The organism is Enterobacter sp. 04-C-12-SI-ECC (assembly GCF_047530715.1).
Lineage (GTDB): Bacteria > Pseudomonadota > Gammaproteobacteria > Enterobacterales > Enterobacteriaceae > Enterobacter > Enterobacter bugandensis.
This window is the reverse complement of sequence record NZ_JBLKDI010000001.1, coordinates 15,353-28,395: the sequence shown is the minus strand read 5'-3', so window position 1 is coordinate 28,395 and position 13,043 is coordinate 15,353. Positions and strand designations below refer to the sequence as shown.

Below are 13,043 nucleotides of genomic sequence, written 5' to 3'. Positions count from 1 at the left end.
GGGGGATAAAGTGAGGTTATTCTGAGGTTGCCCGCAGCAGGGGCAACTTTTCTGACTAAATTAACAGTTGTAACAATGAAAGATCGTCGCCCAATTTGACGCTATCTATATGTTGATGAAAGAGCTTTCCGGCTTCCTGATTATGCTGGCTCAGGGAGTGGAAGCTGTAAATAACGTCAATAATATTGTCTTGTTCAATTTTTCCCGCCGCGATGGCCTGACCGGCAAGCAGCGATTTGAGAAAATAGAACTCCGCAACGATTAAATAAAGATTATTCAACATGCTGCGGCCATTGCTCTGCGGGAAGCCCTGCTCCCAGAGCTTGTATTTAAAAAAGTTCTTAAACAGGTGATCGTTTGCCGCTATGTAACCGCCCGCCACATCGCGCCAGACGGACTCGATGTTTTCCATGACCTTTTCTGCCGAAACGGTGTCATCGACAGATTCAAACTGTTTATAAAGCTGATCAAAATAACGGTTTAATACGGCGCCACCGCGGGCCGTCGCTTTCTTCGTAAAGTAGCTTTGGATGAGCGAGATTAACGCGAATTTCAGGCTGTAGTTCTGATTAAACCCGCCTAACTCCGTCTTGATTTTACCGCTCACCAGCTCGTTCACCAGCGAATAATAAACCGTTTCGAGCGTGCTGATATTCTCTTCCAGGTTTTCGAGCTTTTCAGCCACCATGAGGAATTTAACCACGGCATAAACTTGTTCTTCAACGCTCACCGCTTCAACGCTGAAGAGGTTCTGGCAGAAGAGATTGATGACCTTAATCTTCAAATCCATCGCTGGCGCATTATTCACGTCCTGCTGAACGCTGATGGATTCCATCATCGCCATCGACTCCCGATCGTTCAACAGCAGTCGAGTGACTTCCGGACACGAGAGATTAAGTGATTTTTCAATTTCATTTTTATAGACCCGGTTTGTCCGCGGGAACGTCGAACAGGTCGGGCTTAAGGCCTGAGCGCCCATGGCGCTATGAATAGAACAGAGCTTTTCCGTATCCATAAACGGGCAGTTTTTACTTTCCGTATGGAAAATCACCTCACCCCAGTGGCCGTACTGTTTTTTGGTAACTTTAATTCCCGTCTTCGCCGTCTGGCGAATTGCCGCGTTTTTACTGTTGAGATAGCGGTTGACGGAGGATTTATCGAACGCGATGGTCCAGCCCTGACAACAATGTTCACGGCATTCCCCACCGACACAGGAAAAATCTGCGACCAGTTTAGGCTGGGTAATAACGATCTGTTTCACGGGCGGATCCTCAAAATTCAGAGACAAAAAAACCCCGCCGAAGCGGGGTTTGATGCGTAAAATTAACGCAGCAGAGACAGAACGGTCTGTGGAACCTGGTTTGCCTGAGCCAGAACAGAAGTACCAGCCTGCTGCAGGATCTGCGCGCGAGACATGTTGGAAACTTCAGTTGCGTAGTCAGCGTCCTGGATACGGGACTGAGCAGCAGACAGGTTGTTAGAGGTGTTGTTCAGGTTGTTGATTGCAGAAGTGAAGCGGTTCTGCACAGCACCCAGACCGGAACGTGCTTTATCAACTTTAGCGATCGCATCGTCGATAGTTTTCAGCTCACCACCAGCCAGCGCTGACAGATCGATACCTTTCACGCCCAATTCGGTAGTATCGGCTTTGGCACCCTTCAGATCCAGATCGATGGTGTCGCCGTCGTTCACGCCAACCTGAATTTTAACCACACCAGCAGTACCTGCAGTACCGTCCAGCAGTTTGATGCCGTTGAAGTCAGTTTTGCCCGCAACGCGGTCGATTTCATCCAGACGAGCTTTAACTTCGTCCTGCAGAGAGGCCAGGTCAGTCGAGCTATTAGTACCGTTTGTTGCCTGAACAGCCAGTTCACGAATGCGCTGCAGGTTGCTGTTGATTTCGTTCAGGGAACCTTCAGCAGTCTGCGCCATGGAGATACCGTCGTTGGCGTTACGCGCTGCCTGGTTCATTCCTTTAATCTGGGAGGTCATGCGGTTTGCAATCGCCTGGCCAGCGGCATCATCTTTCGCGCTGTTGATACGTAGACCTGAAGACAGACGCTCAATAGCAGTGCCCAGAGAAGACTGAGATTTGTTCAGGTTGTTCTGAGTAGTCAGGGACAACAGGTTAGTATTGATAACTGCCATAATTTTCTTTCCTTCAAAAATTGGGTTTTAGGTCCGGTGCCTAACACTCACAGCGTCTCTCACCGTCAACAAGGTTATCGACGGGTCCCGAAAAGACTTTAGAATCAATTTCGAAAAAATTATAACCAAATGATTATTAATGGTTTTATTTTTAAAAAAATCAATTAAGGTTAATCATAAGGTTATTATTTACGGCTTTTTATTACGCGGAATATGCCAAAAAAGGCACACACTTATCTGTGTTATTGACGCACTAAAAATCATCCCAAAGTGCAATCGTTTCATTTAACGCGCCAGGACATGCCTATTCTTTGGATTATTTTTTTCTCACCATCGTAAACTTTTACTATTCGAGGCCGATAAGAGTCCTGAACTACTTTCGTATTTAAGGAAAATATGCATGGCTACTATCAGTAACCTCGGGATAGGTTCTGCAGGACTCGGGGAATTATATAATCAGTTGGATGCAGCAGAACGAACCAAGCTGACGACGATTACTACCCAGCAATCAACGTATAACGCACAGTTAAGCGCGTACGGCAAGCTGCAGAGTGCCATGACCTCGCTGCAGACTGCGACCGCTGCGCTGGGTAAAGCGACCACATGGAACTCAACCGCCGTAAGCAGCACCAACACGGCCTTTACGGCAACCACGACCGCAGACGCATCCGTCGGCTCTTATGTGGTTAATGTCAACCAGGTGGCAAAAGCACAGGCGCTCACGACGGGCTCCTATGCCACCAACACGGAGCTGCTGGGCGATACGACCGGCACGACGCGTAAAATTACGATTACCCAGCCGGGGACTAAAACGCCTTTAGAGGTGAACCTGGCCGATGGCGATACGTCGCTTGCCGGGATCTCGAGCGCGATTAATAAAGCGAACGGCAACGTCACCGCCAGCGTAATCAAGGCGAAAGACGGCGATTACCGCCTGATGCTCTCCTCGAAAACCACCGGTACGGATGGCGAGATGACCATCAGCGTCACCGGGGACGACAAGCTGCAAAGCGTAATCGGCTACGACTCAACCGCCAAAACCGGCGCGCTGGCGGTAAATACCGCGGCCCAGAACGCGATTGTCGTTGTGAACGACATCAAGATTGAGCGTCAATCGAACACCATTTCCGATGCGCTGCCGGGGATGACCTTCACCGTGAAGGCAGAAAGTAAAGCGGATGAAATGCTGGAAGTGACGCGCGCCACGGACGCAAACCAAAAAGCCGTAACGGACTGGGTAACCGCGTATAACTCGCTGCAGTCCACCATTAACAGCCTCACCAAATATGTGCCGGTCGACGCAGGTTCTGGCAGCCAGTCCACCAGCAACGGCGCGCTGGTGGGTGATGCAAACGTGCGCGGGATCCAGTCTCAGCTGCGCGGTCTGCTGACCGAAGTTCAGGCTGGCTCCGTTCAGATCATGGCTCAGCTGGGGATTACCCAGGATCCGGTGAAAGGTGCAGACGGTACGGTCGGTAACCTCAAAGTGGATTCCGATAAGCTGAAAAAAGCGCTGACCGACAACCCGACCGCCGTACAGCAGTACTTTATCGGTGACGGAAAGAAAACCGGTCTGGCGACCCAGATGAACAACACGCTGACCACCATGCTCAGCACCAGCACCGGCAGCGCGGGCGTGATCCAGAACGCGAAAGACGGTATCAACAAAACGCTGAAAACCCTGGGCGAACGTTACGACTCTATGGAAGCCTCTATTGATGCCACCATGGCGCGTTACAAAGCGCAGTTCACCAGCCTGGACGTATTAGTCACCAAAATGACCAGTACGGCCAACTATCTGACCCAACAGTTCTCACAAAAATAGTCGTAGCCTTCAGGAGTGGATATGTATAAGACCTCTGGTGTTCAATCCTATCAGCAGATAGGAGTAGAAAGCGCAGTTATGAATGCCAGTCCACACCAGCTGATTGTCATGTTGTTCGACGGGGCGCATAGCGCCCTCGTCCGCGCGCGTTTGTTCATGGAAGCCGGACAAATTCGTGAAAAAGGCGAAGCGTTATCGAAAGCCATTAACATCATCGACAACGGTTTAAAAGCAGGACTGAACATGGAGGTTGAGAGCGAGCTGTCCAGTAATCTTGCCTCCTTGTACGAATATATGGTTCGACGTTTATTACTGGCGAACGTCAGTAATGACGTAGACGCAATTGTTGAAGTCGAGGGTTTATTAAACAACATTGCGGATGCGTGGAAGCAAATCGGCCCCAATGCGTCCTCTATTTCAGGATAATTTTGATGAATAATCCCAGCGCAGCGCTTAGCCACTGGCAGGCGTTACATGCTCAGAGCATTGCTATGCTAAATCTCGCACATTCTGGTCAATGGGATGCGCTTATTGAGCAGGAAATGCATTACGTTCAACTGGTGGAAAGGATTTCGCAAACGCCCATCATGTCATGCCCCCCGGCTCAGGTTGAGCAAGCGCGTGCGCTGCTGGAGATGATCCTCGACAATGAGAATACGTTAAAGGCGCTGCTGAAAGTGCGGATGGACGAACTGCGTAATCTCATCGATCAGACCGGCAAACAGCAATCCATCACCTCTACCTATGGAAAGCTGTCAGGGAATATTCTTTATCCAGAAAGTGTTACCCGCGACACACAATTATGATTTCTTCATCCATACTCCAGAAGTCTGCCATATGGCTTCTGGAGCACGGACGATGAAAAACCCCACCCTGTTACAATGCTTTCACTGGTATTACCCCGCTGGCGGTGAATTGTGGCGAGAAGTCACGGCGTTAGCCCCCAATCTTAATGAAATCGGCATCAACATGATCTGGCTGCCGCCCGCGTATAAAGGGGCTTCCGGCGGGTACTCGGTTGGCTATGACTCTTACGATCTGTTTGACCTCGGCGAGTTTGACCAGAAAGGCAGTATCGCCACGAAATACGGTGACAAAGCGCAGCTGCTGGAAGCCATCGACGCCCTCAAAAGCAACGACATTGCCGTCCTGCTGGATGTGGTGGTGAACCACAAAATGGGGGCAGATGAGAAAGAGCCTGTCCGCGTGCAGCGCGTGAACGAACAAGACCGTACACAAATTGATGATGAAATCATCGAGTGTGAGGCCTGGACTCGCTACACCTTCCCCGCCCGCGCCGGGCAATATTCGCAGTTTATCTGGGATTACAAATGCTTCAGCGGCGTCGACCATATTGAAAACCCGGATGAAGACGGGATCTTTAAAATCGTCAACGACTACACCGGCGAAGGCTGGAATGACCAGGTCGATGATGAGATGGGTAACTTCGATTACCTGATGGGCGAAAACATCGACTTTCGCAATCACGCCGTCACCGAGGAGATCAAATACTGGGCCCGCTGGGTCATGGAACAGACGCGCTGCGACGGTTTTCGTCTGGACGCCGTCAAGCATATTCCCGCCTGGTTTTACAAAGAGTGGATTGAGCACGTTCAGGAAGTCGCCGAACAGCCGCTGTTTATCGTGGCGGAATACTGGTCCCACGAGGTGGATAAACTTCAGGCCTATATTGACCAGGTCGACGGTAAAACCATGCTGTTTGATGCCCCCCTGCAGATGAAATTCCACGAGGCGTCACGTCAGGGCCGGGATTACGACATGAGCCAGATCTTCACCGGCACGCTGGTGGAGGCCGACCCATTCCATGCGGTGACCCTCGTCGCGAACCACGACACTCAACCCTTGCAGGCGCTGGAAGCCCCGGTCGAAGCCTGGTTTAAACCGCTGGCGTACGCGCTGATCCTGCTGCGGGAAAACGGCGTGCCGAGCGTCTTCTATCCGGATCTGTTCGGCGCAAGCTATGACGATACGGGAGGGGACGGTGAAACGTACCATATTGATATGCCGGTGATTGAGCAGCTTCACGAGCTGATCCTCGCGCGCCAGCGTTTTGCCCACGGCGTGCAGACGCTCTTTTTTGACCATCCTAACTGCATCGCCTTCAGCCGCAGCGGCACGGAAGACGATCCCGGCTGCGTGGTGGTGATGTCGAACGGCGATGACGGCGAGAAGGTGATTTGCCTGGGGGAAAACTACGGCAACAAAACGTGGCGTGATTTTCTCGGCAATCGTGAAGAAACGGTCACCACGGCGGCGGATGGCGAAGGCACCTTTACCTGTAAAGGGGGAAGCGTCAGCGTGTGGGTGATTGAGGATGCGTTGTAGAACGGGAAACGTGCGGCCTGATGCCCTCACCCCGTCCATCTCCCACAGGGAGAGGGCGCAAACACCACAAACGGCAACGAGGTTGCCGTTTTGCTTTTACCCTTAGGGCAGTTTACTCTCCAGCGGATTCTTGCTCAGGTAATCCGCACATTCCACCGTTGGTCGGTCAACCTTCTGCAGCTCCATCCCGTCATATTCAAGCGTAGCGCCGTCGCGATCCAGCGGATAGATATCCAGCTTGCGTGTGACGTTGTAATAGCTGTCTGAACGCAGCATGATCTTACCCGGTACGGCAATCACGCGCTGCCACTGGCGGCAGTCCAGCGTATCGCCCTCTTCCGTCACCACCAGTGTGGCAATCGCTTCAGGGCTGACCAGACTGCTCTGCGGCCCTTTCGACTGCCAGTATCCCGCCAGGTTCGCCGGGACGGGATGCTTGATCACGTCATTATAGTTATCGACCTGAACGCACCCGGTCAGTGCCAGCAGCGCGCCAGCAATTGCTATTTTTTTCATCATCTTTCCTGCATTCGAAGAAAAAAATATTGTGGCATTAAAGCGCTGAGGCTGCCAGCGAAGATCGAGGGGGCTTAAACACAAGAAGGACAGGTTTACTGACATCTGATAAAACCCCGTTTAAACGGGGTTTTGTATGACAGCATGTTGGAAATTAATACAGACTTGAGATAAACGCGCTTACAGGTTCTGGTAACAAATCCTGTGGGTGATCGCCACCGAAGGTAGCCCACTTGCTTTTGCCATTGATAATTGTTGATGCAACACGACTATTGGATTCACTATTATATACAGTGATTTTCACTTCAATCTTGTCTGGAATGCCGGACCACTCAGTTGCACGATCTTCCCAGTGCAATATCTGTGGGACCACATAATAACCGCGGCTAAGTGTATGGCGGCTTTTGAGACAGGCAAGATCATCACAGTCGGCAAAAACTGTCACATTATCTGAATATCGCAAAAATGCAGCTTTTACAGCGTCTGCCGTAGCTTTGCCAGACCCCGAATAAGTGTGTGTTTCATATACACCGTCAGTTGGCTGAGAGATCGCAACTGGGGAATCTTTTAACAGGGGCTCTGTACGCTCCTGAATATTATTTGTGCTGTATTTGGCGGAACAACCTGCCAGTAAAATTGCAGAAAAAAACAGAAACAAACTTTTCACTTTTCTATCCCTGTAAAATAAAGGAGTTACATTTTATCAGGCCACCCCAAGTGAAACATATGTTTGCATCATGAAGACGTGACAAAACTGGTGAAATGCGTCGAGGAGGCACAGTTCTGGAAGGCGAAATTGACCGTATGAGACGCCTGTCCAGAACGAAATGTAATTAGCTTTGTCCCACCCATGTCCCATAACATGTCTGAGAGCAATCATTAACTATAAATTTCATCAGGTTTGATTGCTTAAACCTGCATCCCCATCACTTCCTGATACGCCGACACCAGCTTGTTACGCACCTGGATCCCCATCTGCAGGGAAACCGAGGCTTTTTGCAAATCGGTCATCACATCATTGAGTGCCACGCCCGGCTCGCCGAGGGTGAACTTCTCCGCCTGCGTACGCGCAGCGGTCTGGGTATCGCTGATACGGTCAAGAGCGGCATGCAGTTGCCCCGCAAAGCTGATGGTCGGCTGCTGTTCTGCCACATTCTGATTACGGGCCGTCATCGCCGTTGCCTGCAACTGACTGATGACCCCTTCAATGCCCTGTATAGCCATGACTCTCCCCTGGATGGTTTTTTACGCGGTCAAGACTAACAGCTTGTCAATAAGATAATGGCGGTAAATAGCGTGAAAAAACCAGGTTATTTGACGCATAGAAAATCCGGAATCATCAAATAATGGCAGGGCCATCAATATGGAACTTTTGTCGTGTTTGCCGACCCGGGAGTCAGTTTTGTTTCTCTACACGAATAACGTAAACCACCAGGATTTAAGAGGTGCGCAATGAGTGCAACAGCATCGACAGCGCCACAAAATAAATCACTCGAGTGGATGAACCGCCTTCGCGCGAATCCTAAAATCCCGTTGATCGTGGCAGGCGCTGCCGCAATTGCGATCCTTGTAGCGATGGTTTTATGGGCGAAAAGCCCTGATTACCGCACGCTCTACAGCAACCTTTCCGATCAGGATGGCGGCGCCATCGTCACCCAGCTTACCCAGATGAACATCCCGTATCGCTTTGCCGATAATGGCGGTGCGCTTGAGGTACCGGCGGATAAAGTGCACGAGCTTCGTCTGCGCCTGGCACAGCAGGGCCTGCCAAAGGGCGGCGCGGTCGGCTTTGAGCTGCTGGACCAGGAAAAATTCGGCATCAGCCAGTTCAGCGAGCAGGTGAACTACCAGCGTGCGCTGGAAGGCGAACTGGCCCGCACCATTGAAACGTTAGGCCCGGTAAAGAGTGCCCGCGTGCACCTGGCAATGCCTAAACCCTCTTTATTTGTTCGTGAACAGAAATCCCCTTCAGCTTCCGTTACCGTGAACCTCGAGCCCGGCCGTGCGCTGGACGAAGGGCAAATCAGCGCGGTAACGCATCTCGTCTCCAGCGCCGTCGCCGGCCTGCCGCCGGGTAACGTGACGCTGGTGGATCAAAGCGGACACCTGCTGACGCAATCCAATACCGCCGGGCGTGACCTGAACGACGCGCAGCTAAAATACGCCGCCGACGTTGAAAGCCGTCTCCAGCGCCGCATCGAAGCGATCCTCGGCCCGGTGGTGGGCAACAGCAACGTGCACGCCCAGGTGACCGCGCAGATTGACTTCTCTAATAAAGAACAAACCGAAGAGCAATACAGCCCGAACGGCGATGCGGCTCAGGCGGTCATGCGTTCACGCCAGATCAACTCCAGCGAACAGATCGGCGGGGCCTATCCTGGCGGCGTGCCGGGCGCGCTCTCTAACCAGCCAGCACCGGCAAACGCGGCGCCGATTTCCACGCCGCCGGCCAACCAGCAGAACGGTCAGCAAAATAATCAGCAGACCACCTCAACGACCAATAACGCTGGTCCGCGCTCCAGCAGCCGTAACGAAACCACGAACTATGAAGTGGACCGGACGATCCGCCACACTAAGCTGAACGTGGGCGATATTCAGCGTCTTTCCGTTGCGGTGGTGGTGAACTACAAAACGCTGCCGGACGGCAAACCGTTGCCGTTAACCGCCGAGCAGATGAAGCAAATTGAAAACCTGACCCGCGAAGCGATGGGCTATTCCGAGAAGCGCGGCGATACCCTCAACGTGGTGAACTCTCCGTTTAACTCGGTGGAAGAGACCGGCGGTGAACTGCCGTTCTGGCAACAGCAGGCGTTTATCGACCAGCTGATGTCCGCAGGCCGCTGGCTGCTGGTGCTGATTGTCGCGTGGCTGCTGTGGCGTAAGGGCGTTCGTCCTCAGCTCCAGCGTCGTGCGGAAGCCGAAAAAGCGGCGCGCGAGCAGATGAATACGCGACAGGAAACGGAAGAAGCGGTAGAAGTTCGCCTCAGCAAAGATGAACAGATGCAGCAGCGTCGTGCTAACCAGCGCATGGGCGCTGAGGTGATGAGCCAGCGCATTCGCGAAATGTCAGATAACGATCCGCGCGTCGTGGCGCTGGTCATCCGCCAGTGGATGGGTAACGAACATGAGTAATACGCTTACGGGCACCGATAAAAGCGTCATCCTGCTGATGACCATTGGCGAAGATCGCGCGGCAGAGGTGTTTAAACACCTCTCCCAGCGAGAAGTGCAAATTCTCAGTGCGGCGATGGCCAACGTGCGTCAAATCTCCAACAAACAGCTGACCGAAGTGCTGTCAGAGTTTGAACAGGAAGCCGAACAGTTTGCCGCGCTGAACGTCAACGCCAACGACTACCTGCGCTCCGTGCTGGTCAAGGCGCTGGGCGAAGAGCGTGCCGCCAGCCTGCTGGAAGACATTCTGGAAACCCGCGATACCGCCAGCGGTATCGAAACGCTCAACTTTATGGAGCCGCAGAGTGCCGCCGACCTGATTCGCGACGAGCACCCGCAGATTATCGCCACCATCCTGGTTCACCTCAAACGTGGCCAGGCGGCCGATATTCTGGCCCTGTTCGAAGAGCGCCTGCGTCACGACGTGATGCTGCGTATCGCCACCTTCGGCGGCGTCCAGCCTGCCGCGCTGGCGGAGCTGACCGAGGTGCTGAACAACCTGCTCGACGGCCAGAACCTCAAGCGCAGCAAAATGGGCGGCGTGAGAACGGCGGCGGAAATTATCAACCTGATGAAAACGCAGCAGGAAGAAGCCGTCATTTCGGCGGTTCGCGAATTCGACGGCGAGCTGGCGCAGAAAATCATCGACGAGATGTTCCTGTTCGAAAACCTCGTCGAAGTGGACGACCGCAGCATCCAGCGCCTGCTCCAGGAAGTGGATTCCGAGTCGCTGCTTATCGCCCTCAAAGGCGCCGAACAGCCGCTGCGCGAGAAGTTCCTGCGCAACATGTCCCAGCGTGCGGCGGATATCCTGCGCGACGACCTTGCCAACCGTGGCCCGGTTCGTCTGTCTCAGGTGGAAAACGAACAGAAAGCCATCCTGCTTATCGTTCGTCGTCTGGCGGAAACCGGCGAGATGGTGATTGGCAGCGGAGACGACACCTATGTCTAATGAGCTGTCGTGGAAGCGCTGGACGCCGGACGATCTGGCCCCTCCCCTTGCCGAATTCACGCCCGCGGTGGTCTCGCCCGCAGAGCCCGACGCGGACGTTGAACAGCCCGAGCTGAGCGAAGAGGAGCAGCAAGCGCAGATGCTGGCGCAGCTGCAAATGCAGGCGCACGAGCAGGGCTATAACGCCGGTCTGAACGAAGGCCGCCAGAAGGGGCACGATCTGGGGTACCAGGAAGGCCTGGCGAAAGGGTTAGAGCACGGCATCGATCAGGCGCGCCAGCAGCAGGCGCCGATCCATGCCCGCATGCAGCAGCTGGTCAGCGAGTTCCAGCACACGCTGGACGCGCTGGACAGCGTGATTGCCTCGCGTCTGATGCAGATGGCGCTGGAGGCGGCGCGTCAGGTTATCGGCCAGACGCCCGTGGTGGATAACACCGCGCTGATCAAACAAATTCAGGGTCTGCTTCAGCAGGAGCCGCTGTTCAGCGGCAAACCGCAGCTGCGCGTCCACCCGGACGATCTGCAGCGCGTTGAAGAGAGCCTGGGCGCAACGCTTAGCCTGCACGGCTGGCGTCTGCGCGGCGACCCATCCTTACACCACGGCGGATGCAAAGTCTCTGCCGATGAAGGCGACCTGGATGCCAGCGTCGCCACCCGCTGGCAGGAACTGTGTCGCCTGGCGGCACCGGGAGTCGTCTGATGACCGCACGCCTTACCCGCTGGCTCACCACGCTCGACAACTTTGAGACGAAGATGGCGCAACTGCCATCTGTTCGTCGTTATGGGCGACTGACGCGCGCCACCGGTCTGGTACTGGAGGCCACCGGCCTGCAGCTTCCCCTGGGTGCGACCTGCGTCATTGAGCGTCAGGATGGGCAGGAAACGCGTGAAGTGGAAAGCGAAGTGGTCGGGTTTAACGGCCAGCGCCTGTTCCTGATGCCGCTTGAAGAGGTGGAAGGCATACTGCCCGGCGCGCGCGTTTACGCGAAAAACATCAGCGGCGACGGGCTGCAAAGCGGGAAACAGCTGCCGCTTGGCCCTGCCCTGCTCGGCCGCGTGCTGGACGGCAGCGGGAAGCCGCTGGATGGCCTGCCCGCGCCGGACACCACCGAAACCGGCGCGCTGATTACCCAGCCGTTCAACCCCCTGCAGCGTACCCCTATTGAGCACGTGCTGGATACCGGCGTGCGTCCGATTAACGCCCTGCTCACCGTAGGGCGCGGACAGCGCATGGGCCTGTTCGCCGGTTCCGGCGTCGGGAAATCCGTCCTGCTCGGCATGATGGCGCGCTATACCCAGGCCGACGTGATCGTCGTGGGGCTGATCGGCGAGCGTGGTCGCGAAGTAAAAGACTTTATTGAAAACATTCTGGGTGCGGAAGGCCGCGCCCGCTCGGTGGTGATCGCCGCGCCGGCGGACGTGTCGCCACTGCTGCGTATGCAGGGTGCCGCCTACGCCACCCGTATCGCCGAAGATTTTCGTGACCGCGGCAAGCACGTGCTGCTGATCATGGACTCCCTCACCCGCTACGCGATGGCGCAGCGTGAAATTGCGCTGGCCATCGGCGAGCCGCCGGCCACCAAAGGCTATCCGCCTTCGGTCTTCGCCAAACTTCCGGCGCTGGTAGAGCGTGCGGGGAACGGCATCAGCGGCGGCGGCTCCATCACCGCGTTCTATACGGTGCTGACCGAGGGCGACGACCAGCAGGACCCGATTGCCGACTCCGCGCGCGCGATCCTGGACGGCCATATCGTGCTGTCGCGCCGCCTGGCCGAAGCCGGGCACTACCCGGCGATTGATATTGAAGCGTCCATCAGCCGTGCGATGACGGCATTGATTACCGAGAAGCACTACGCCCGCGTGCGTAACTTCAAACAACTGCTTTCCAGCTTCCAGCGCAACCGCGATCTGGTCAGCGTGGGGGCGTATGCCAAAGGCAGCGACCCGATGCTTGATAAGGCGATTAGCCTGTGGCCGCAGCTGGAGGCGTTTTTACAACAGGGCATTTTTGAGCGTGCCGACTGGGAAGATTCAATCCAGGCGCTGGAGCTGATTTTCCCGCAGGTGTAACACAGGTGGAGGGCG

General features: G+C 54.6%; 13 protein-coding genes. 8 read left to right on the top strand and 5 right to left on the bottom strand.

Annotation, left to right across the window (positions count from 1 at the left end; all coding sequences use genetic code 11):
- Positions 1-55: 55 nt before the first annotated feature.
- Together fliB and ACMWL8_RS00160 are read right to left on the bottom strand one after the other, a co-directional pair.
- Positions 56-1,261 carry a flagellin lysine-N-methylase gene (gene fliB, locus ACMWL8_RS00165; protein ID WP_045260343.1) on the bottom strand — a complete coding sequence of 402 codons (1,206 nt, stop codon included), beginning with the start codon at positions 1,259-1,261 and terminating at the stop codon, positions 56-58.
- A gap of 62 nt (positions 1,262-1,323) precedes the next feature.
- Positions 1,324-2,148, bottom strand: coding sequence for a flagellin (locus tag ACMWL8_RS00160; protein ID WP_045260344.1), 825 nt, complete (start codon positions 2,146-2,148; stop codon positions 1,324-1,326).
- Between the two features lie 400 nt (positions 2,149-2,548).
- Between ACMWL8_RS00160 and fliD the strand changes: the two genes are divergently transcribed.
- From fliD to amyA, 4 genes are read left to right on the top strand one after another with little or no spacing between them, the layout of a single operon-like run.
- Positions 2,549-3,973, top strand: coding sequence for a flagellar filament capping protein FliD (gene fliD / locus ACMWL8_RS00155; protein WP_045260345.1), 1,425 nt, complete (start codon positions 2,549-2,551; stop codon positions 3,971-3,973).
- A 21-nt stretch (positions 3,974-3,994) separates the two neighbouring features.
- The gene (fliS, locus tag ACMWL8_RS00150; protein ID WP_045260346.1) at positions 3,995-4,399 is read left to right on the top strand and encodes a flagellar export chaperone FliS; all 405 of its coding nucleotides are present in this window, start codon (positions 3,995-3,997) and stop codon (positions 4,397-4,399) included.
- Between the two features lie 5 nt (positions 4,400-4,404).
- Entirely contained in the window at positions 4,405-4,779 is a 375-nt protein-coding gene (gene fliT, locus ACMWL8_RS00145) for a flagella biosynthesis regulatory protein FliT (protein ID WP_045260347.1), read from the top strand.
- A gap of 52 nt (positions 4,780-4,831) precedes the next feature.
- On the top strand, positions 4,832-6,319 hold the full coding sequence (gene amyA, locus ACMWL8_RS00140) for an alpha-amylase (protein ID WP_045260348.1): 1,488 nt from the start codon (positions 4,832-4,834) through the stop codon (positions 6,317-6,319).
- Positions 6,320-6,421: 102 nt separating this feature from the next.
- Here amyA and yedD read toward each other — a convergent pair whose 3' ends face one another.
- The 3 genes from yedD to fliE all read right to left on the bottom strand — a co-directional run bounded on the left by yedD (position 6,422) and on the right by fliE (position 8,059).
- On the bottom strand, positions 6,422-6,835 hold the full coding sequence (gene yedD, locus ACMWL8_RS00135; RefSeq protein WP_045260349.1) for a lipoprotein YedD: 414 nt from the start codon (positions 6,833-6,835) through the stop codon (positions 6,422-6,424).
- A gap of 154 nt (positions 6,836-6,989) precedes the next feature.
- Entirely contained in the window at positions 6,990-7,502 is a 513-nt protein-coding gene (locus ACMWL8_RS00130; RefSeq protein ID WP_072049684.1) for a DUF4823 domain-containing protein, read from the bottom strand.
- Positions 7,503-7,744: 242 nt separating this feature from the next.
- Positions 7,745-8,059 carry a flagellar hook-basal body complex protein FliE gene (gene fliE, locus ACMWL8_RS00125; RefSeq protein ID WP_013097729.1) on the bottom strand — a complete coding sequence of 105 codons (315 nt, stop codon included), beginning with the start codon at positions 8,057-8,059 and terminating at the stop codon, positions 7,745-7,747.
- Between the two features lie 228 nt (positions 8,060-8,287).
- Between fliE and fliF the strand changes: the two genes are divergently transcribed.
- From fliF to fliI, 4 genes are read left to right on the top strand one after another with little or no spacing between them, the layout of a single operon-like run.
- Entirely contained in the window at positions 8,288-9,967 is a 1,680-nt protein-coding gene (gene fliF / locus ACMWL8_RS00120) for a flagellar basal-body MS-ring/collar protein FliF (protein ID WP_028013700.1), read from the top strand.
- Positions 9,960-10,958 (top strand): flagellar motor switch protein FliG, encoded by a 999-nt coding sequence (fliG, locus tag ACMWL8_RS00115; protein WP_014832476.1) that lies wholly within the window; start codon positions 9,960-9,962, stop codon positions 10,956-10,958. Before fliF ends, fliG begins: the two co-directional genes overlap by 8 nt.
- Positions 10,951-11,658 carry a flagellar assembly protein FliH gene (gene fliH / locus ACMWL8_RS00110; protein WP_045260350.1) on the top strand — a complete coding sequence of 236 codons (708 nt, stop codon included), beginning with the start codon at positions 10,951-10,953 and terminating at the stop codon, positions 11,656-11,658. Before fliG ends, fliH begins: the two co-directional genes overlap by 8 nt.
- A complete protein-coding gene (gene fliI, locus ACMWL8_RS00105; protein ID WP_023330814.1) occupies positions 11,658-13,028 on the top strand; it encodes a flagellar protein export ATPase FliI in 1,371 nt (456 codons plus the stop codon). Before fliH ends, fliI begins: the two co-directional genes overlap by 1 nt.
- The last annotated feature ends 15 nt before the right edge of the window (positions 13,029-13,043 follow it).